This window comes from Streptomyces winkii, from assembly GCF_032248595.1.
Classification (GTDB): Bacteria; Actinomycetota; Actinomycetes; order Streptomycetales; family Streptomycetaceae; genus Streptomyces; species Streptomyces winkii.
In genome coordinates this window covers 621,632-639,655 of the sequence record NZ_JASTTH010000002.1, presented here as the reverse complement: position 1 = coordinate 639,655, position 18,024 = coordinate 621,632, and the positions used below count along the sequence as shown (strand labels likewise).

Sequence of the window (18,024 nt, the reverse complement as noted above, 5' to 3'; positions counted from 1 at the left end):
GCACGTACGCCCCTGCGCACTCGGGGAAAACCGGACCCCCGGAAGCGTCCCGCCTCCCACTTCGCGCCACTTTAGTCCACTCGTCCCTTCGGTCAACCAGCGCCGAGCCGCGTTGACCCGCAGGTGCGAGCGCCTGTGGAGCGCCTCACAGAGGCGGCGGAAAGTCCGATTGATCCTCACCCGAAGGGGGCTCTCCCGGGCGGCGCGGTCTAACGTCGTCACATGTCGACGTCACAGCGGAACCCTCAGCCGCACTCCGAGTCCACCGCCGACGACCAGCTCCGTCACGGCACCGTCACCGACCGCCTCGTGGAGGCCAACCAGCGCTACGCCGCGGGATTCGCCGATCCGGGCATGGACGCCCGCCCCGTACTGAACGTCGCGGTCGTCGCCTGCATGGACGCCCGGCTCGACCTGCACGAGGCACTGGGCCTCGAACTCGGCGACTGCCACACGATCCGGAACGCCGGCGGGGTGGTCACCGACGACATCATCCGCTCTCTGACGATCAGCCAGCGCGCCCTGGGCACGCGATCGGTGGTCCTCATCCACCACACCGGCTGCGGGATGCTCAACTTGACCGAGAACTTCCGGCACGAGCTGGAACTGGAAGTGGGGCAGCGGCCGTCCTGGGCGGTCGAGGCGTTCCCGGACCTGGACCAGGACGTCCGCCAGTCCATGGAACGTGTGCGTACTTCGCCCTTCCTCCTGCACACGGACGACGTGCGTGGTTTCGTCTTCGATGTGAGGACGGGGCTGCTCCGCGAGATCGACCCGGAGATCGCCCCGGAACCGTGACGCGAGAGCACGTGGGCGTGAAGAATGCGTGTACAGGCAGCAGATGAGAGCAGCGGCAACATATGGGGACGGGCCGAGGAGGGCCGGGTGACGACCTATGACGAGCGAGCAGACCTCAGCGATCTGAGCAGCACCGCGGATCGGGTGCGCCGCTCGATGGAGTCGGTGATCGAGGGCAAGCCCGACGTCGTACGGCTGTCGCTGACCGTGCTGCTCGCCGAGGGGCACCTCCTCATCGAGGACGTGCCGGGCGTAGGCAAGACCATGCTGGCCAAGGCCCTCGCCAGATCCGTGGACTGCTCCGTGCGGCGCATCCAGTTCACCCCGGACCTGCTGCCGTCCGACATCACCGGGGTGAGCGTCTACGACCAGCAGCGGCAGGACTTCGAGTTCAAGCCGGGCGCGGTCTTCGCCCAGATCGTCATCGGCGACGAGATCAACCGCGCATCCCCCAAGACCCAGTCGGCGCTGCTGGAGTCCATGGAGGAGCGCCACGTGACGATCGACGGCCAGACGTACGAACTGCCGTCGCCCTTCATGGTCGTGGCGACGCAGAACCCCGTCGAGATGGAGGGCACCTACCCGCTGCCCGAGGCGCAGCGCGACCGCTTCATGGTGCGGGTCTCCATCGGCTATCCGAGCCCGGCCGCGGAGCTGGAGATGATCGACGTGCACGGCGGTGCGTCGCCGCTGGAGGACCTCCAGCCGGTCGCCCACGCGCACGAGATCAGCAAGCTGATCGACGCGGTGCGCGGCGTCCATGTCGCCGACCAGGTGCGGCGTTACGCGGTGGATCTCGTCGCCGCGACGCGGTCGCACCCCGAACTGCGGCTGGGCGCCTCGCCGCGGGCCACGCTGCACCTGCTGCGCGCCGCGCGGGCGGGCGCGGCTCTCGCGGGCCGCGACTTCGTACTTCCGGACGACGTGCAGTCGCTGGCCGTGCCCGTACTGGCGCACCGCCTGCTGCCCACGTCCCAGGCGCAGTTGAGCAGACGGACCGCCGAGCAGGTGGTCGCGGAGATCCTTCAGCGCGTGCCCGTACCGACGGCGGCTCCGGGTGCCGCGAACGTTCCGCCTCGCCCGGACGGTTACGGACAGCAGCCGCCGCGGGGTTACTGATGTCCGGGAGTCCCGCGCCGGGCGCGGGGCCCGCGGAGCAGTCCGTCCGGAACGCCGGCTACGGCAGAGCCGGTCCCCGGCGGGAGCGGGGCGGCGGGCACGGCCCGGACGGCGGCGACGGCGGTGACGGCGGTGACGCCAAGAAGCAGCGCGGCACGCTGCGCACGGCGCTCGGCGGGCTCACGACCCGCGGCCGTTCCTTCCTGGCGGCGGGCATGGCGGCGGCGGTCTGCGCGTACGTACTCGGCCAGAGCGACCTGCTGCGGGTCGGCATGCTGCTGGCGGTGCTGCCCCTGGTGTGCGTGCTGGTGCTGTACCGGACGCGCTACCGGGTCGCCGGCTCCCGCAGGCTCGCGCCGGCGCGGGTCACCGTCCGCTCGGAGGCGCGGGTGCATCTCCGGATGGACAACGTCTCGCGGCTGCCGACGGGGCTGCTGATGCTGGAGGACCGGGTGCCCTACGTGCTCGGGCCGCGCCCGCGCTTCGTGCTGGACCGGGTCGAGCCGGGCGGGCAGCGGGAGGTGTCGTACCGGGTGCGTTCGGACATGCGCGGCAGCTTTCCGCTGGGGCCGTTGCAGCTGCGGCTGACCGACCCGTTCGGGATGTGCGAGCTGACGCGCTCCTTCAGTACGTACGACACGCTCACCGTGGTGCCGCAGACCGTGCCGCTGCCGCAGGTGCGGCTCACCGGCGACGCCACCGGTTACGGGGACGGGCGGCACCGCTCTCTCGCGCTCGCCGGCGAGGACGACGTGATTCCGCGCGGCTACCGGCACGGCGACGACCTGCGCCGCGTCCACTGGCGCTCCACCGCCCGCTACGGCGAGCTGATGGTGCGCCGCGAGGAGCAGCCGCAGAAGGCGCGCTGCACCGTACTGCTCGACACGCGCCGCGGCGCGTACTCCGGTTCGGGGCCGGACTCGGCCTTCGAGTGGGCCGTCTCGGGCGCCGCCTCGGTCTGCATGCATCTGCTCGAACGGGGCTATGCCGTACGGCTGTTGACGGACACCGGGACGATGGTGCCGGGTCCCGAGGGGATCGGCTTCGCCGGTGACTCCTCGGACACCGCCGGGCTGCTGCTCGACACGCTCGCCCTGCTCGAACACTCCGACCAGGAGGACATGTCGTACGCCTACGACATGCTGCGCGGAGCCGCCGGAGGCCAGGAGGGGCTGCTCGTCGCGTTCCTCGGCGACCTCGACGAGGAGCAGGCGGTCACGGTGGCGCGCATGCGGCAGCGTACGAACAAGGCGGTGGCCTTCTGCTCGGCGGGCGGTTTCGCGGCCGGGCCCGGCGGCGGTGACGTACCCCAAGGCCCGGGCGCCGGGGGCGAGTCGGGGGCGGTCGGCGCCGTCGCCGCGGACGGTCCCGGCGGCCCGGCGGACTCCGGCCCAGGCGCACCCGGCGGCGAGCAGGGGACCGCCACCATGGCGCCGCCCTCCACCTCCGCCGCATCGGCCGCCGCCGTCAGCGACGAGGAGCCCCTGCGCGTGCTCCGCGAAGCGGGCTGGACGGCGCTCAGGGGCGGCCCCGGCCAGGCCATGCCCGCCCTGTGGCAGGAGGCCGACGACGCCACCGTGAGGGGGATGGACCCATGAGCGGACGGGGACGGCTCGCGCTGTGCGCCACGCTCGCCACGCTGGCCGCGGCGTCGGCGCTGCTGCCGCTGGTGCAGCCGGCGACCTGGCTTCTCCAGGCGGCGCTGCTGCTCGGCGTGCAGACGCTGGTCGGTGCCCTGACGCGCCGGGTGCCGCTGGCCCGGCCGCTGACCCCGGCGGTCCAGGCAGTGGTGACGCTGCTGCTGCTGACGTTCTTCTTCGTACGCGACGAGGCGGTCGCCGGGCTGCTTCCGGGCCCCGCCGCCTTCACGGAGTTCGGGCAGCTGCTCGCCCAGGGGGGCCACGACGTGGGCCGGTACGCCATACCGGCTCCGGTGACGGACGGCATACGGCTCATGCTGGTCGGCGGCGTCGTCGTGATCGGCCTGCTGGTCGACTCGCTGGCGGTGACGTTCCGCAGCGCGGCGCCCGCCGGACTCCCGCTGCTGGCGCTCTACTCGGTGGCCGCCGGGCTCGCACCCGACGGCGCCGGCTGGCCGTGGTTCCTGTGCGCGGCGGGCGGCTATCTGCTGCTCCTGCTCGCGGAGGGCCGTGAGCGGCTCTCCCAGTGGGGCCGCGTCTTCACCGACCGCGGACGGCCGGGCTCCCCCGCGTACGAACCCGGCGGCGTGGAAGGCCCCGCGACCGCGCCCGTGCGCACGGGGCGCAGGATCGGTGCGCTCACGCTCGGCCTCGCCCTGATCGTGCCCGCCCTGATGCCGTCGCTGGGCAGCGGCCTGCTGGACGCCGCACGCTCCGGGAGCGGCGGAGTCGGGCCGAACGGCGGCACCGTCTCCGCGGTCAACCCGCTGGTGGCTCTTCAGGACAGCCTCAACCAGGCCGAGGACCGCACCGCGCTGACGTACACCACCAACACCCGCAACACACAGGAGATGTATCTGCGGATCGTCGCCCTGGACCAGTTCGACGGCTCCTCCTGGAAGCCTTCGGAGCGCCGCATAGACGCCGTGCCCGACCCCCTGCCCGCGCCGCAGGGGCTCTCACCGGACGTACGGACCGAGAAGGTCCGCAGCAACGTGATCGCCGCCGACTGGTATGCGCAGAACTGGCTGCCGATGCCCTATCCGGCCGACCGCGTGCGCCTGGACGGGCGTTGGCGATTCGAGCCGGAGGGCCGCACCCTCGTGGGCGACCGCGGACAGACGACGCGGGGCGCGCGCTACCAGGTGGAGAGCCTCCTCGTGGAGCCGACGGCGCGTCAGCTGCGGCGGGCTCCCGAGCCGGCGCGGGCGGTGCGCCAGGAGTACACGAAGGTGCCGCAGTCGCTGCCGTCGGTGGTCGAGCGGACGGCCCGGCGCGTCACCCGCAACGCGTCCGACGACTACGAGCGCGCGGTGCGCCTCCAGGACTGGTTCGCCTCCGACGGCGGCTTCACCTACGACACGCGCGTACGGGCCGGAAGCGGCACCGCCGCGATCGTCAACTTCCTTGAGCAGAAGGAGGGTTTCTGCGTCCACTTCGCCTTCTCCATGGCGGCGATGGCCCGCACCCTCGACATTCCGGCCCGGGTGGCGGTCGGCTTCACACCCGGCACCGCGGACGCGGACGGACGGATGAACGTCGGCCTCAAAGACGCCCACGCATGGCCGGAGTTGTACTTCGAGGGCGTCGGCTGGACGAGGTTCGAGCCGACCCCGACGCGCGGCTCCCCGCCTCCCTACGCGCAGCCGAACACCCCCGACCCCAGCGAGAATCCCGCGGAGCAGCTTCCGGACCGCGGGCAGAGCGCCGAGCCGACCCCCGTGCCCTCGGAGTCCGAGAGCTGCGGCACGGAGGCGAAGCGGCTCGACCCGCAGTGCGGGCAGTCGGCACCGGCACCGGACGGCGGAGGCGGAGACGGCGGTTCCGCGGCGGGCGACGTCGCGGGGGTGGCGGCCCTGTCGCTGCTGGGGCTGGGGCTGTTGATGCTGCCGATGCTGTGGCGCATCCGTACGAGAGCGAGACGGATCGGACTGCGGGGCAGGCGCCCGGCGGCCGGGAGCGATCCGGCGGTCGTCGTGCTGGACGCCTGGCGTGAACTGGTCGACAGCGGCTGGGACTACGGGGTGGTCCCGGACGAGTCGGCGACGCCGCGGAAGGCCGCGGAGCGCATCGTCCGGATCGGCGATCTGGGACCGGAGGCGGCCGAGGCGGCGTTCCGGGTGGCTCTGGAGGTGGAGCAGGTGCTGTACGCGCCGAAGCCGCGTCCGGGGGCCGGTGTGCGGGACGACGTGCGGCGGGTGCGGGAGGCGCTGCGGCAGGCCGCGCCGCGCAGTCTGCGGCTCCGTGCGCTGCTGCTGCCGCCTTCGGCCGTACGGGTGATGTGGACGGTCATGCGGGGCGTGACAGCGGTCCGTGACCGGTGGCTGACCGCGCTGCGGGTCCGCTTCGCGAAGTAGCGCGGACGGCGAGCGGCGAGGCCGCGACCTGGAGAGACGCGGTCGGGGCGGGCGTGCGGGGCAGAGAGCGCCGCGGGCCCACCGTGGGCGCCGTCCACGAGCGGCGGCGTGCGGCCCCGTCGCGGACCGGCTGCCGGCCGGGTGCAGAGACGGCTGTGGGGCTGTCTTCCGGAGTCCGGAGGACAGCCCCACAGCCGTCGGCAGGAGGACGCCGCATGGGCGCTGGTGCTGCGTTCTGTAGCTAGTGACCCTCGTCGCGGCGGCGCTGCCAGCGCTCCTCGATGCGGTTCATCATCGACCGGCGGGAGCGCGGCTGGCGGCGCGTGGGCGCCGAGCTGCCTCCGCTGCTGCTGCCCTGTTGCCCGCTCCCCTGGCCCTGTTGCTGCTGTTCGCCGTTCTTAGGGCCCTTGCGCCAGCCGGTGACCGCGAGGACGGCGCACCCGAGCATGACGAGGAAACCCACAACGCTGATCCAGATCTGCTGCGCGACCATTCCGGCCATGAGCAGGGCGATGCCCACCAGAAAGCCTGCGACCGCCTGGTAGACCCGCCTGCGGGTGTACCTGCGCAGCTCACTTCCCTCGAGCGCTGTCGCGAACTTGGGATCTTCGGCGTACAGCGCTCGCTCCATCTGCTCGAGCATGCGCTGCTCGTGCTCAGAGAGCGGCACGGAGTCCTCCTACTCGTCGGTCGCGGGGGCGACCGGGTGCGACCATCCAAGGATAGGCAGGGAATCGCCCCCGTGAAACCCGCCCCTCTGCGCCATTACCTCCCACCAGGGCCGAGACGGCGGACGTCGGCGCGGGACCGTTCAATCCGTGCATTCCCGCACCGCCTTTCCGCCATGCCGAACGGTGTGCCTCGATCATACGGCGGTCAACAGCTGATCGGGTGAGGTACGGACCACTGCGGTACCGATCGGTCACGTCCGCCCCGCCGACCTGCTCCGCACCGACCGAACCGGCTGTCCGGCCGGGTTTACCGGTCGGGGTACCGCGCCTCGGCGAGGACATGCAGCTGACTGGCGACCGCCTGGAACGCGGGCAGTTCGGAGGCGGCGCTCTCCAGCCGTACGAGCGCCTCCTCGGCGTCCGGCTCGGTGTCGACGAGTGCGCCGGGCACCAGATCGGCGAAGACGCGGACACCGTGCACAGCCGTGACGGCCAGGCCCGTGGCGTCGACCAGGGCGGTCAGTTGCTCGGCGGTGAAGCGCCGCGGCATCGGATCGCTGTCGCCCCAGCGGCCCTCGGGCGCGGTGAGCGCGTGCCGTGCCTCCGTGAAGTGGCCCGCGAGGGCGCGCCCGAGCACGGCGCCGCCCAGGCCCGCGGCGAGGAGGCTGAGGGTGCCGCCCTCGGGACGCAGCGCGGCGACGACGTTGCCCAGGCCCTCGGCGGGATCGTCCACGTGCTCCAGCACGCCGTGGCACAGGACCACGTCGTATCCGCCGCGCTCCACGACGTCGAAGAGGCCGTGTGCGTCGCCCTGAACGCCGCGGACCCGGTCTTCCACTCCGGCCTCGGCGGCGCGGTGTTCGAGCCCGAAGAGCGCGTTGGGACTCGGGTCGACGACCGTGACGTTGTGCCCCAATTCCGCGACGGGAACGGCGAAGTGGCCTGTGCCGCCTCCCGTGTCGAGGACTTCGAGGGACTCCTTGCCGCTGGCCTTGACCCGTTGGTCGAGGGCGCCTCGCAGTACCTCCCAGACCACGGCTGTACGGCGGGATGCGCTGGGGCGGGGCATGACGTGCTCCTCGGCTCAGGGGCGTGCAGGCACCACCCTATTGCCTCCGCGTCCAGGGTGTTTCCTCGCTGCCCCGCCGCCTGTCCTGCGTCTCCTCCGGCGGCGGTCCACTCATCCCGCACGGGGCCGCCGGTGGTCCGTTCGCATGCTCGGCGGGCGTATTCGGGCGGTGTGCGGTGCGGCGGGTGCGGCCGGCGCCGCTAACGGGGCCTGGGCGACGAGCTCTTCGTCGGACTGGGCCACCCGCGGCTGCGGCAGCGCGGGCTGGGAGACCAGCATCCGCTCGACCAGTCGCAGGAAGACCCCGGTGTCGCGCACGAGGTCGTCGGCTTCGCGCCAGGTGGCCGCGCCCTGGATACCCGCCTCGGCGCGGGCGCGCTTGCGCGCACCGGAGGCGAACAGGACGCTCCACTCGGCCAGTTCGGGTGCGGCCTCCGGCAGCACCTCCCATGCGCTGCGGATGGACCGCCTGCGCCGCTCGCTGCTCTCCGGGCGCCCGCGCACCGCGAGGACCGCGGCAGCCGTGCGCAGCGCAGCCAGATGTGCGGTGGCGAAGCGTTCGTTGGCCGTCTCCATGGCTGCGGCCTCGTCCAGGCCGTGCTGCGCCTGGGCGAGCAGATCGAGGGCGGCGGGCGGGGCGGCCGCGCGGCGCAGGACGGGGTGGACGTCGTTTGCCGGCGGGGAGTTCGGGGGCGTTCCCCGAGAGGGTCGCTGCACGGGAACCAACCTCCTGTCGTCTTCCGACTTCCGAATGAACCGGCGCATGTACACATCGTGAAGCACCCCACTGACAATCGCTCTGACCTGCATGAACGACCGTGCTCCGAGGGCAGGGTCGCGGCGCCGCGGGCCTTCCCCGGCGCCCGCGGTTGGACATGGCCTCGCGATGCGGCGTACTTTTAGACTGACCAGTCAGTGCAAAAGTGGGGGTGGAAGCGTGACCGGCGACGGCTCGGCACACGACTCCGGCGGAACCGAAAGCACAGGCCCCGGCGCGGAGTCGGGCCCGGAGACGACCGCGGAGGAGGCCGCAACGGACTCCGCCTCGGAGGCAGCAGAGGCAGCCGAGCCCGCCCGCGCGGGTGCCGGCGTACGCGCCGAGGACTTCGCCCTCGACGGCCCGCGCGGCCGGGTCTTCGCCGGTGTCCGCTTCGACGCGCCGCCCGGCTCGCTCGTCGCGCTGGAGGGCCCCTCGGGTTCGGGACGCACCTGTCTGCTGCTCTCGCTCACGGGACGCATGAAGGCGACCGGAGGCCACGCCGTGGTGGGCGGGCTGCGGCTGCCCCAACAGCCCGCGGCCGTGCGGCGGATCAGCGCCCTGGCGGCCGTGCCGGGCGTCACCGATCTCGAACCGTCGCTGTCCGCCGCCGAGCACCTGCGTGAACGCGTGCTGCTGCAAAGGCGGTTCGGCGGTTCCCTGCGCGCGCTGCTCCGGCCGCGCGCCGAGCGGGCCGCGGCGTCGCGCGCCCGTATCGACGCCGCTCTGGCCGCCGCCGGTCTCGACCTCGACGCGCTGCCGAAGGGGCCCCGCACCCGAGTACGCGACCTGGAGCGGCTGGAGGCACTCAGGCTCTCCGTCGCGCTCGCGCTGCTCGGCGAGCCCCGGCTGCTCGCCGTCGACGACGTGGACTTCAAGCTCTCCGGCCGCGAACGCGAGCAGGCGTGGTCGCTGCTGCGCTCCGTCGCGGCGTCCGGCGTCACGGTGCTCGCCGTGTGCAGCGAGGCACCGCGTGGAGCGGTGGTCGTACGCACCGGGACGCAGGCCACGCATCAACAACCCGCCGAGACCGGCGAGTCCGGCGTCACGAGCGAGAAGGAGGCGGCGGATGCGCTCGCCGAGACTGGCCGCGCTTGAGCTCAAGCGGTTCGGGAGGGGACGGCTGCCGCGCGCGGCGATGGCGGCGATGCTGCTGCTGCCGCTGCTCTACGGCGCCCTGTACCTCTGGTCGTTCTGGAATCCGTACGGGCGGCTCGACAAGGTCCCCGTCGCCCTCGTCAACGAGGACAAGGGAGCACACGCGGACGGCAAGCGGATCGCCGCGGGCGACTCCGTCACCGAAGGGCTGCACGAGAGCGACACGTTCGACTGGCACGAGACGGACGCGGCCGACGCGCGCAAGGGGGTCGAGGACGGGCGCTACTACCTGTCGCTGACCGTGCCGTCCGACTTCAGCGCGCGCATCGCCTCAAGTTCGGGCGACGACCCGCAGACCGGCGCGCTGAAGGTGCGCACGAACGACGCCAACAACTACGTCGTGGGGCAGATGTCCCGCACCGTCTTCTCCGAGGTGCGCGCCGCCGCCTCCAGCAAGGCCTCCCGCGGCTTCTACGACCGGATCTTCGTCTCCTTCTCGACTCTCCACGACCGCACGGCGCAGGCCGCGGGCGGCGCGGACAAGCTCGGCGACGGCATCGGACGCGCGAAGAAGGGAACCGGCGAGCTGAGGAGCGGGCTGGGCGAGGCCGGGCACGGCAGCGGCGAACTCAAGGACGGCACCGCGCAACTGCACTCCGGCGCGGGCAGGTTGGAGCGGGGCTCGAAGCAGGTCGCCGACGGTACGCAGAAGTTGTCCGACAAGGTCGACAAGGCGTCCGCCAAGCTGGGCCCGTTCCTGGACGAGCATGAGGACGAGATCGGCACCGCCGCCCGCGACGTGGCCCGTACGAGCAAGACGCTCAAGGAGAACCTCCGCGAACTGCCGGACGCGGCGCAGAAGGCCGAGACCGACTCCCGCAGAGCCGCCGACACCCTGCGCACGCTCTACCGTGTGCGCTGCCAGGGCCCGGTCGAACTGGACACGTCCTGCCCGCAGTTGAAGAAGGCCGTGGACGCCGCGGACAACGCGGCCGACGTCGCGAAGGACGTCAACGACGTCATCAAGAAGCAGGGCGGCCTCACCCGGCTCGGTGAAAGTCTCGACGAACTGCGCGCCCACGCGGACGCGCTCGCGGACCGCGCTCCCCGCCTCGGCGAGGACCTCGACAAGGCCGTCGCACAGATCCACGCGCTCAACAAGGGCGCACACAAGGTCCACGACGGTGCGGGCCGCCTCAACGGCGGCCTCGGCAGCGCCGAGAGCGGAGCTGCGGCTCTCGACGCGGGCGTCGGCAAGCTCACGAAGGGCGCGGGAGCGCTCGACGGCGGCATGTACAAGCTCGCGGACGGCTCGTCGCAGCTGTCGGGCGGACTGCACGACGGCGTGAAGAAGATCCCCGACTACGGCAAGAACGAACGCGAGGACCGCAGCGGCGTGATGGCCGACCCCGTCGGTCTCTCCTCCGCGAACGCACATGCCGCGCCCAACTACGGCACGGGTTTCGCACCGTATTTCATCCCGCTCGCGCTCTGGGTCGGTGCGATGATCGCGTACATGCTGCTCCAGCCGCTCAACAGACGCGCATTGGCCGCGGGCGCGCCCGCGACACGCATCACGCTCGCAGGATGGCTGCCGGTCGCCGGGATAGGGGCGCTTCAGGCCGGGGCGCTGCTGGGCGTGCTGCACTGGGGGCTGGGGCTCCAACTCGCCCGCGGCGCGGGCACGGTGGGCTTCCTGCTGCTGGTGACGCTCTGCTTCACGGCGATCGTGCAGTTCCTCGGCGCACGGTTCGGGCCGGCGGGACGCGTCCTCGTACTGGCGATGCTGATGCTCCAGCTGACGTCGGCGGGCGGCACGTATCCGATACAGACCAGTCCGGGCTTCTTCAACGCCATCCACCCCTTCCTGCCGATGAGTTACGTGGTGGACGGGCTGCGGCACCTGATCACCGGCGGCGAGGCGTGGCCGGTGTGGCGTGCCTGCGCGGTGCTCCTCGCGTTCACCGCGGGCGCTCTCGCGCTCACGGCCCTCACCGCGCGCCGCAGGCAGATGTGGACCGTGGACCGGCTGCACCCGGAGATCGCGCTGTGAGCCGGCTCCCCACCCGCGAGAGGCTCTTCCAGGCCGCTGTGACGCTCATCGCCGAGCAGGGCTTCTCCGCGACCACGGTGGACGAGATCGCCGAGCACGCGGGCGTCGCGAAGGGAACCGTCTACTACAACTTCGCCAGCAAGAGCGAGCTGTTCGAGGAACTGCTGCGGCACGGGGTGGAGTTGCTGACGGCGGATCTGCGCGAGGCGGCGGCGTCCACGGCGAGTTCGGGCGGCGGCCACGTCGACGCGCTCGACGCGATGGTCCGCGCCGGGCTCGTGTTCATCGACCGCTATCCTGCCTTCACGCGGCTCTACGTCGCCGAGCTCTGGCGCACCAACAGGGCGTGGAACTCGACGCTGCTGGTGGTACGGAGAGAGGCCGTCGCCGTCGTGGAGGAGGAGTTGCGGGCCGGCGTGGCGGAGGGCGAGCTGAGCGGCGACATCGACGTCACGCTGACCGCCGCCGCACTGGTCGGCATGGTGCTGGTCGCCGCACTGGACTGGAAGGCGTTCCAGCCGGAGCGGTCACTCGACGATGTGCACGGCGCCCTGTCGCTGCTGCTGCAAGGACGCGTCGGGGGGTGTGCGCAGCCCCGGTAGCCACCGGGACCACCCGGTCCTGGGGCTGCGCACGCCTTCCCCCGATATCCCCCGACCCCCGTTATGAACGCGGGGCCCCCGTGCCCCCGCGTCCCCCTGCAAGGGAGCCGCTCCGTTCCGCCGCCCCGTGTCGGCGGTGCCGGAGCCGCGCTCCCTTGCCACGTGCATCACTCTGCCGTCAGCGGGGGCCTTCTCCCATCCGCTGTGCTACTCAACCGTGCGGCTAGGTAGCCGTACTCAGCCATGGGGGCTGTCCCCCGGGCGGTACCGCTCAGGCCGCGCCGGGCGCCTCCGTCCGGCGCTCCCGCCCGCGTGCCGTGCCTGTGTGCCTGTGTGCCCTGTGCGGGGCCGCCCGCCGCGGAGGGCCCGGCGAGCCCCGGCTAAAGTCCCCCGTCATGGCACGGATTGCGGTGATCGGCGCCGGGCTGGGCGCCATGGCGGCGTCCGCACGGCTCGCCGCGGCGGGGCACCGGGTGACGGTGTACGAGCGTGCGGAGACATACGGCGGCGGGGTCCGGCGCCACGAGCGGGACGGCTTCCGCTTCGACACCGGGCCCGGAATTCTGCACCTTCCGGCGGTCTACCGCGACCTCTTCGTCAAGACCGGCCGGGAATCGCTGGAGAGCCGCGTCGAGCTCGTCCGGCTCGATCCGGCGATCCGGCACGTCTTCGCGGACGGCACCGCGGTCTCGCTGCCGTCCGGCTCCCGCGCGGGAGTCCTCGCGGCGCTCGACGCGGCTCTCGGCGCGGGCGCGGGCGAGCGCTGGACGGACATGCTCGGCCGGGCCCGTACCGTCTGGGACGCCACGAGACGGCCGCTCCTCGAAGAGCCGCTGACCGCGGGCCGCGTCGGCGAGCTGCGGGAGGTCCTCGCCCGCGACCCCTATCCCGCGCTGCGCGGCAAGGGGCTGCTGCGCCGCCGCCCTCCCACGCTCGCCGAGGCCGCCGGGAGCGAGCTGCGCGACCCGCGGCTGGCGGCGATGCTGAGCGCCTGCGCGTACGCCCACGGGCTGCACCCGCGAGAGGCCCCGGCGGGTGCTGCGGTGCTCGCGTACATGGAGCACACCTTCGGGAGTTGGTACGTGCGCGGCGGGATGCGGGTCCTCGCGGAGGCCCTGCACACGCGCTGCCGGGAACGCGGCGTGGACTTCCGCTTCGGCTGCGAGGTCGTGGACGTGGTCGAGGAGGACGGCAGAGCCGTGGGCGTGACACCGGCCGGGGCGCCGGACGTCCCCGCGGACGCCGTGGTCGTGGGCGGCTTCCGGGTACCGGGGACGGCCGAGGAGACGGACCCGGCGGCGGTGCCCGCCCTGTCGCGTCTGACGGTGCTGCTCGCGCTGCGCGGGGCGCGGCCGGAGGGGACGGCTCACCGCACGGTGGTGCACCGCGCCGACGCTCCAGCGCAGCCGCTGACGGTGCTGCGCCCGGACGATCCCTCCCTGTGCCCGGACGAAGCCCACGAGACCGCCGTGCTGTCGGTCGCCGTCCGGCCGGACGAGGTGCGCGGCGAGGACGACGCGTCACGGCTCGCGGACCGGCTGACCGCCGCGGCCGACGCCGCCGGACTCGGACTGGGCGCCCGTGTGCTGTGGCGCGAGGTGCGCACGCCCCGGGACGTCGAGGCGGAGACAGGGGCGCCCGGCGGTCTCGTGCCTGCCCCGGTGCTGGCCGGGACGCGCGGGCGCGGACGCGCCGGGCGCGAGGCGATGGATGTGCGTCCGCCCAACGGGACGGCGGTGAAGGGGCTTTACCGCGCCGGCGGCTGGGCGCATCCGGGCGGAGGCGCCGCGCACGCGGGGATGTCCGGGGCTCTGGTGGCCGGGCTGATCGTGGAGGGCGACGACTGGCGCGGCTCGTACTGACTCACGCCAACTCGCGTGGAGAGCCGGACAGTTGGACGGGGCGAACGGAACGACGAGGGGTCAGTAGTAGTAACCGTTCCCGGACCCGTACCCGTTGCCCCCGCCGTATCCATTGCCCTGCGTTCCGTACCCGTTGCCCTGCGTGCCGTAGCCGTACGGATCGCCGTTCTGGTACTGGTACGCCTGCTGCTGCTCGTATTGCATCTGGTCGTACTGCATCTGCTCATTGGGGTCGCGCTGCTGCGGCACCCAGGCGCCCGCGCCGCCGGTCGGCGCCTGCGGGAAGTAGGCCTGCCCGTCGGCGTAGGTCTCGCCGTTGCCGTACATGGAACCGTAGGCGTCCGCGCCGGAACCGCCCGCTCCGAGGCCGCCGCCACCGCCGAAGGTGTCGGAGATCCCGTACGGGGACTGCTGGGGACCGTACCCCTGCTGGTCGCCGAGGCCGCCGCCGTAGCCGCCGTACCCCCCGCCGTAGGTGTCGTATCCGCCGCCGTAGGTGTCGTACGAAGGGGCCGCGGGTGCGCCGCCGTTGCCGTTCGCTTCGAATGCCGCGTACGGATCGGAGTACGCGGCGTACTGCTGCTGGCCGGTCCCGTCCTGGTATATCCCGGCTTCCTGGTATCTCCCGGACTGCTGCCCCGGGGCCGGGTATCCGTAGCCGCCGTAGCCGCCGATCCCGAACTCGCCTGTCTCGTCCGGCATCGGGCCGGGCTGGTAGACGGGAACCTGCTGCTGGCCGGGCTCCTGCGGGCCGTAGCCGCCGACCGAGGGGAAGCCCCCGGTCTGGTAGCCGTCGGTCTCGGGGCTGAACGGACTGCTGAACGCCTGTGTCGAATCGAAGCCACCCGGGGCGGGGGGCCCGGGAGCCGCGAAGGCGTCGGCGGTGGAGAAGGCGGAGGTGTCGTAGCCGTTGCCGTTCGTCCCGTTGAAGCCGTTCGGCGCGCTCATCGGGTCGACGGCGGCGAAGCCCCCCGTGTCGTACCGGTTCTGGCCGTTGAAGCCGTTCGGCGCGCTCATCGGGTCGACGGCGGCGAAGGCGGCCGTCTCGTAGCCGTTGGACTCGAAGGAGTTCGGCTGAAGGGCGTTGGGCTGGAGAGCGTTGGGCTGGAACGCGTCCGACCCGTAGCCGCCCGACGCGGTCAGCGCCGGGACGGGCTCGGGCGCCTCCACGGCGTCGAACTGCGGAGGCATGTCGAACTCGGGCTCGGGCTCCGGCTCCTCGCGGCGGCGGCTGACGCCGGGCACCCCGGTGAGTGCCCAGCCCGCCACGAACCCGCGCCGGTACGAGAGCGTCACGAAGGTCTGGCCGGTGGCGAAGGCGGCGATCCCGATCCCGATCACGACGACCGAGGGGATGATCGCCCCCGCCACGACGCACAGGAAGCCGGTGAAGGCCAGCACGCGCCAGCGCAGTCGCGCCTTGTACTGAAGCAGCACCTCGCCCAACAGCCACAGCGCGACGATGCCGAACGCGATGTAGAGGACTGTCCAGCCCATGTGCGCCCCCTTCTCACTGCCTCGGCCGGCTACTTCGGCTCAGGATCGGTTGTGGAGTCCAAGATTCTGATGGATTTCCAACGTTGCCGTGGAGTTGTTGAGCGTAATGAAGTGAAGTCCGGGGACATCCTCGGCCATCAGCGTCGCACACATCTCCGTCGCGTACTCGATCCCGACCGAGCGTACCGCCGCGGGATCGTCTTCGACCGCCCGGAGTCGGTCCGCCAGTTCGCCGGGAATCGTCGCATTGCTGAGCTGTGCGAACGTCTCGATCTGCTTCACGTTGGTGACCGGGATGATCTCCGGGATGATCGGGGTCTCGCAACCCGCGGCCACCGCGCTGTCCCGCAGCCGCAGGTAGTCCTCGACGCGGAAGAACATCTGCGTGATCGCGTAGTCGGCCCCGGCACGGCACTTGGCGACGAAGTGGCGCACGTCGGTGTCCCAGTCGTCGGAGCGCGGGTGCATCTCCGGGAAGGCCGCGACGCCCACGCAGAAGTCGCCGGACTCCTTGATCAGTTCGACGAGTTCGGACGCGTACTCGAGGCCCTCGGGGTGCTTGACCCACTCGCCCATCGGGTCACCGGGAGGGTCGCCGCGGATCGCCAGCACGTTGCGGATGCCCGCGTCCGCGTACTGGCCGATGACGTTGCGCAGTTCCGACCTGGAGTGGTTGACGGCGGTGAGGTGCGCGACCGGGGTGAGCGTGGTCTCGTTGGCGATCCGCTCGGTGTTCCGTACGGTCCCCTCGCGCGAGGACCCGCCCGCTCCGTACGTCACGGAGACGAAGGTCGGTGAGACGGCTTCGATCCGCCGCAGGGCGTTCCACAGCGAGCGTTCGCCCTTCTCGGTCTTGGGCGCGAAGAACTCGAACGAGTACGAGCGCTGTCCCGTTGCGAGAAGGTCACGCACTGTCGCCGTGCTGTCTGTCCTGGTAGCTGAGATACCGATGGCCATGCCTTGCAGGCTATCGGCCTTGGCTAGGGGGCGACGGGGCGTGAAAAGCGCTTACGTCCGTTCCGTCCGCCCTTGTCGGCGTGGCATTTCCCGTGGTGTTCACGCTGGATACGCTCCCGGAACACGGCGCGCGGCGGGTGCGGGCAAGCGATTTCGGGTCCGCGTGGCCTGCGCCGGGCCGGGTTCGGGTCGGCGCCGGTGGACTGTCCGGCCCTGCCGGAGCGGGCTCAGCGCCGGGCGGCCGTCTCGTCGTCCGCCGCCCGTTCCCGCAGGCGCCCGGCGAGGTCCGCCGCGGCGGCCTCCGGGTCGTCCGCGCCGGTCAGGACGCGTACGACGACGACGCGCCTGGCCCCGGCGTCCAGCACCTCGTCGAGGTTAGAGGCGTCGATCCCGCCGATGGCGAACCAGGGACGGCCGGTGCCCAGCGAGGCCGTGTACCGCACCAGATCCAGACCCGGGGCGTGGCGGCCCGGCTTGGTGGGAGTCGGCCAGCAAGGACCGGTGCAGAAATAGTCCACGCCGGGCTCGGCCGCCGCCGCGGCGGCCTCCCGCTCGGCGTGCGTGGAGCGGCCGATGACGATGTCCTCGCCGAGCACGGCGCGGGCGGCGGGGACGGGAAGGTCGCCCTGGCCGAGGTGGAGCACGTCAGAGCCGCAGGCGTGCGCGACGTCCGCGCGGTCGTTGACGGCGAGCAGCTTTCCGTGGCGCCGGCAGGCGTCCGCGAAGACCGAGAGGTGTTCGAGCTCCTCGGCGGCCTCCATCGTCTTGTCGCGCAGCTGGACGATGTCGACGCCGCCGCGCAGCACGGCGTCGAGGAACTCCGGAAGATCGCCCTGCTCCTTGCGCGCGTCGGTGCACAGATACAGCCGGGCACCGGCGAGCAACCGGCGGGCGGTGGTGGCGCTCATGCGGGAGGTCCCCCCGGACGGGGGCGTGCGGACCGGACGCGGCAGCGCCGCGCCTGGCCCGCACGCCGATGGATGTGTGCGGTGTGACGCGTCTCCGGACGGTGGTGGCGCGTCGAGGCGGGAAGCGGTGAGGCCGTCAGGCGGTGAAGCACCGAGTGGTGCGGCGGTGAGCAAGCGCTGAAGCGGTGAGCCGGAATCTCGTGCTTCGTGGCCGTGCCCGCGCCTCGTACTCCGTACCTGGTGGCTTCGTGCTCCGCTGTGTGCCGGAAATCACACGGCGAGTGCCTGGGCGCGCCGTTTCACCTCTGTCCCGCGGTTCTCACGCAGGGCCTGGGCGGGGGTGCCGGGCAGGCTCTCGTCCTCGGTGAAGAGCCACTCCAGCATCTCCTCGTCGCTGAAGCCGTCGTCCTTGAGGAGCGTGATCGTGCCGACCAGGCCCTTCACGATGCGGCCCGATCCGATGAAGTCCGCGGGGACCTGCAAGGTCCGCTCCTCCCCTCTGCGAACCGCGATCAGCTGGCCCTCCTTGACCAGCTGGCGGGCGCGAGTCACCGGGATGTCCAGCTTTTCGGCGACGTCGGGCAGGGTGAGCCAGGCAGGGACGAGAGCATCGGTCTTTGCATCAATCTCTGTCAC

General features: G+C 72.3%; 14 protein-coding genes and 1 pseudogene. 8 read left to right on the top strand and 7 right to left on the bottom strand.

Annotated features, from left to right (window positions below; genetic code table 11):
* Window positions 1-222 precede the first annotated feature (222 nt).
* From QQM67_RS07095 to QQM67_RS07080, 4 genes are all read left to right on the top strand, one after another.
* The gene (locus tag QQM67_RS07095; RefSeq protein ID WP_314172739.1) at window positions 223-798 is read left to right on the top strand and encodes a beta-class carbonic anhydrase; all 576 of its coding nucleotides are present in this window, start codon (window positions 223-225) and stop codon (window positions 796-798) included.
* An 87-nt stretch (window positions 799-885) separates the two neighbouring features.
* Window positions 886-1,917, top strand: a complete 1,032-nt coding sequence (locus QQM67_RS07090) for an AAA family ATPase (protein WP_314172738.1) — start codon at window positions 886-888, stop codon at window positions 1,915-1,917.
* Window positions 1,917-3,515 (top strand): DUF58 domain-containing protein, encoded by a 1,599-nt coding sequence (locus QQM67_RS07085; protein ID WP_314172737.1) that lies wholly within the window; start codon window positions 1,917-1,919, stop codon window positions 3,513-3,515. The genes QQM67_RS07090 and QQM67_RS07085 overlap by 1 nt, the downstream gene beginning before the upstream one ends.
* Window positions 3,512-5,914: a transglutaminase TgpA family protein gene (locus tag QQM67_RS07080; RefSeq protein ID WP_314172736.1), complete on the top strand. Its 2,403-nt coding sequence runs from the start codon at window positions 3,512-3,514 to the stop codon at window positions 5,912-5,914. Before QQM67_RS07085 ends, QQM67_RS07080 begins: the two co-directional genes overlap by 4 nt.
* A gap of 241 nt (window positions 5,915-6,155) precedes the next feature.
* On the opposite strand, the gene QQM67_RS07075 is transcribed toward QQM67_RS07080, so the two are convergent.
* The 3 genes from QQM67_RS07075 to QQM67_RS07065 form a co-directional block, all read right to left on the bottom strand.
* Complete coding sequence (locus QQM67_RS07075) at window positions 6,156-6,584, bottom strand: DUF3040 domain-containing protein (protein WP_314172735.1); 429 nt, start codon at window positions 6,582-6,584, stop codon at window positions 6,156-6,158.
* 308 nt (window positions 6,585-6,892) lie between these two features.
* Window positions 6,893-7,654 (bottom strand): methyltransferase domain-containing protein, encoded by a 762-nt coding sequence (locus QQM67_RS07070; protein ID WP_314172734.1) that lies wholly within the window; start codon window positions 7,652-7,654, stop codon window positions 6,893-6,895.
* 111 nt (window positions 7,655-7,765) lie between these two features.
* A complete protein-coding gene (locus QQM67_RS07065) occupies window positions 7,766-8,437 on the bottom strand; it encodes an SAV_6107 family HEPN domain-containing protein (RefSeq protein WP_399065591.1) in 672 nt (223 codons plus the stop codon).
* A 154-nt stretch (window positions 8,438-8,591) separates the two neighbouring features.
* On the opposite strand from QQM67_RS07065, the gene QQM67_RS07060 reads away from it, so the two are divergent.
* From QQM67_RS07060 to QQM67_RS07045, 4 genes are all read left to right on the top strand, one after another.
* Complete coding sequence (locus QQM67_RS07060; RefSeq protein ID WP_314172732.1) at window positions 8,592-9,509, top strand: ATP-binding cassette domain-containing protein; 918 nt, start codon at window positions 8,592-8,594, stop codon at window positions 9,507-9,509.
* On the top strand, window positions 9,481-11,562 hold the full coding sequence (locus tag QQM67_RS07055) for a YhgE/Pip domain-containing protein (protein WP_314172731.1): 2,082 nt from the start codon (window positions 9,481-9,483) through the stop codon (window positions 11,560-11,562). Before QQM67_RS07060 ends, QQM67_RS07055 begins: the two co-directional genes overlap by 29 nt.
* Window positions 11,559-12,164 carry a TetR/AcrR family transcriptional regulator gene (locus tag QQM67_RS07050; protein WP_314172730.1) on the top strand — a complete coding sequence of 202 codons (606 nt, stop codon included), beginning with the start codon at window positions 11,559-11,561 and terminating at the stop codon, window positions 12,162-12,164. Before QQM67_RS07055 ends, QQM67_RS07050 begins: the two co-directional genes overlap by 4 nt.
* 395 nt (window positions 12,165-12,559) lie before the next feature.
* Window positions 12,560-14,026 (top strand): phytoene desaturase family protein, encoded by a 1,467-nt coding sequence (locus tag QQM67_RS07045; RefSeq protein ID WP_314172729.1) that lies wholly within the window; start codon window positions 12,560-12,562, stop codon window positions 14,024-14,026.
* A 1,224-nt stretch (window positions 14,027-15,250) separates the two neighbouring features.
* Here the strand turns inward: QQM67_RS07045 and QQM67_RS30765 are convergent.
* The 4 genes and pseudogenes from QQM67_RS30765 to QQM67_RS07025 form a co-directional block, all read right to left on the bottom strand.
* Window positions 15,251-15,523 (bottom strand): annotated as a pseudogene (locus tag QQM67_RS30765) (hypothetical protein); the annotation flags it as partial.
* A gap of 39 nt (window positions 15,524-15,562) precedes the next feature.
* Window positions 15,563-16,480: a methylenetetrahydrofolate reductase [NAD(P)H] gene (gene metF, locus QQM67_RS07035; protein ID WP_314172727.1), complete on the bottom strand. Its 918-nt coding sequence runs from the start codon at window positions 16,478-16,480 to the stop codon at window positions 15,563-15,565.
* Window positions 16,481-16,707: 227 nt separating this feature from the next.
* Window positions 16,708-17,388: a thiamine phosphate synthase gene (thiE, locus tag QQM67_RS07030; RefSeq protein ID WP_314172726.1), complete on the bottom strand. Its 681-nt coding sequence runs from the start codon at window positions 17,386-17,388 to the stop codon at window positions 16,708-16,710.
* A 270-nt stretch (window positions 17,389-17,658) separates the two neighbouring features.
* Entirely contained in the window at window positions 17,659-18,024 is a 366-nt protein-coding gene (locus QQM67_RS07025) for an Rv2175c family DNA-binding protein (RefSeq protein ID WP_197353091.1), read from the bottom strand.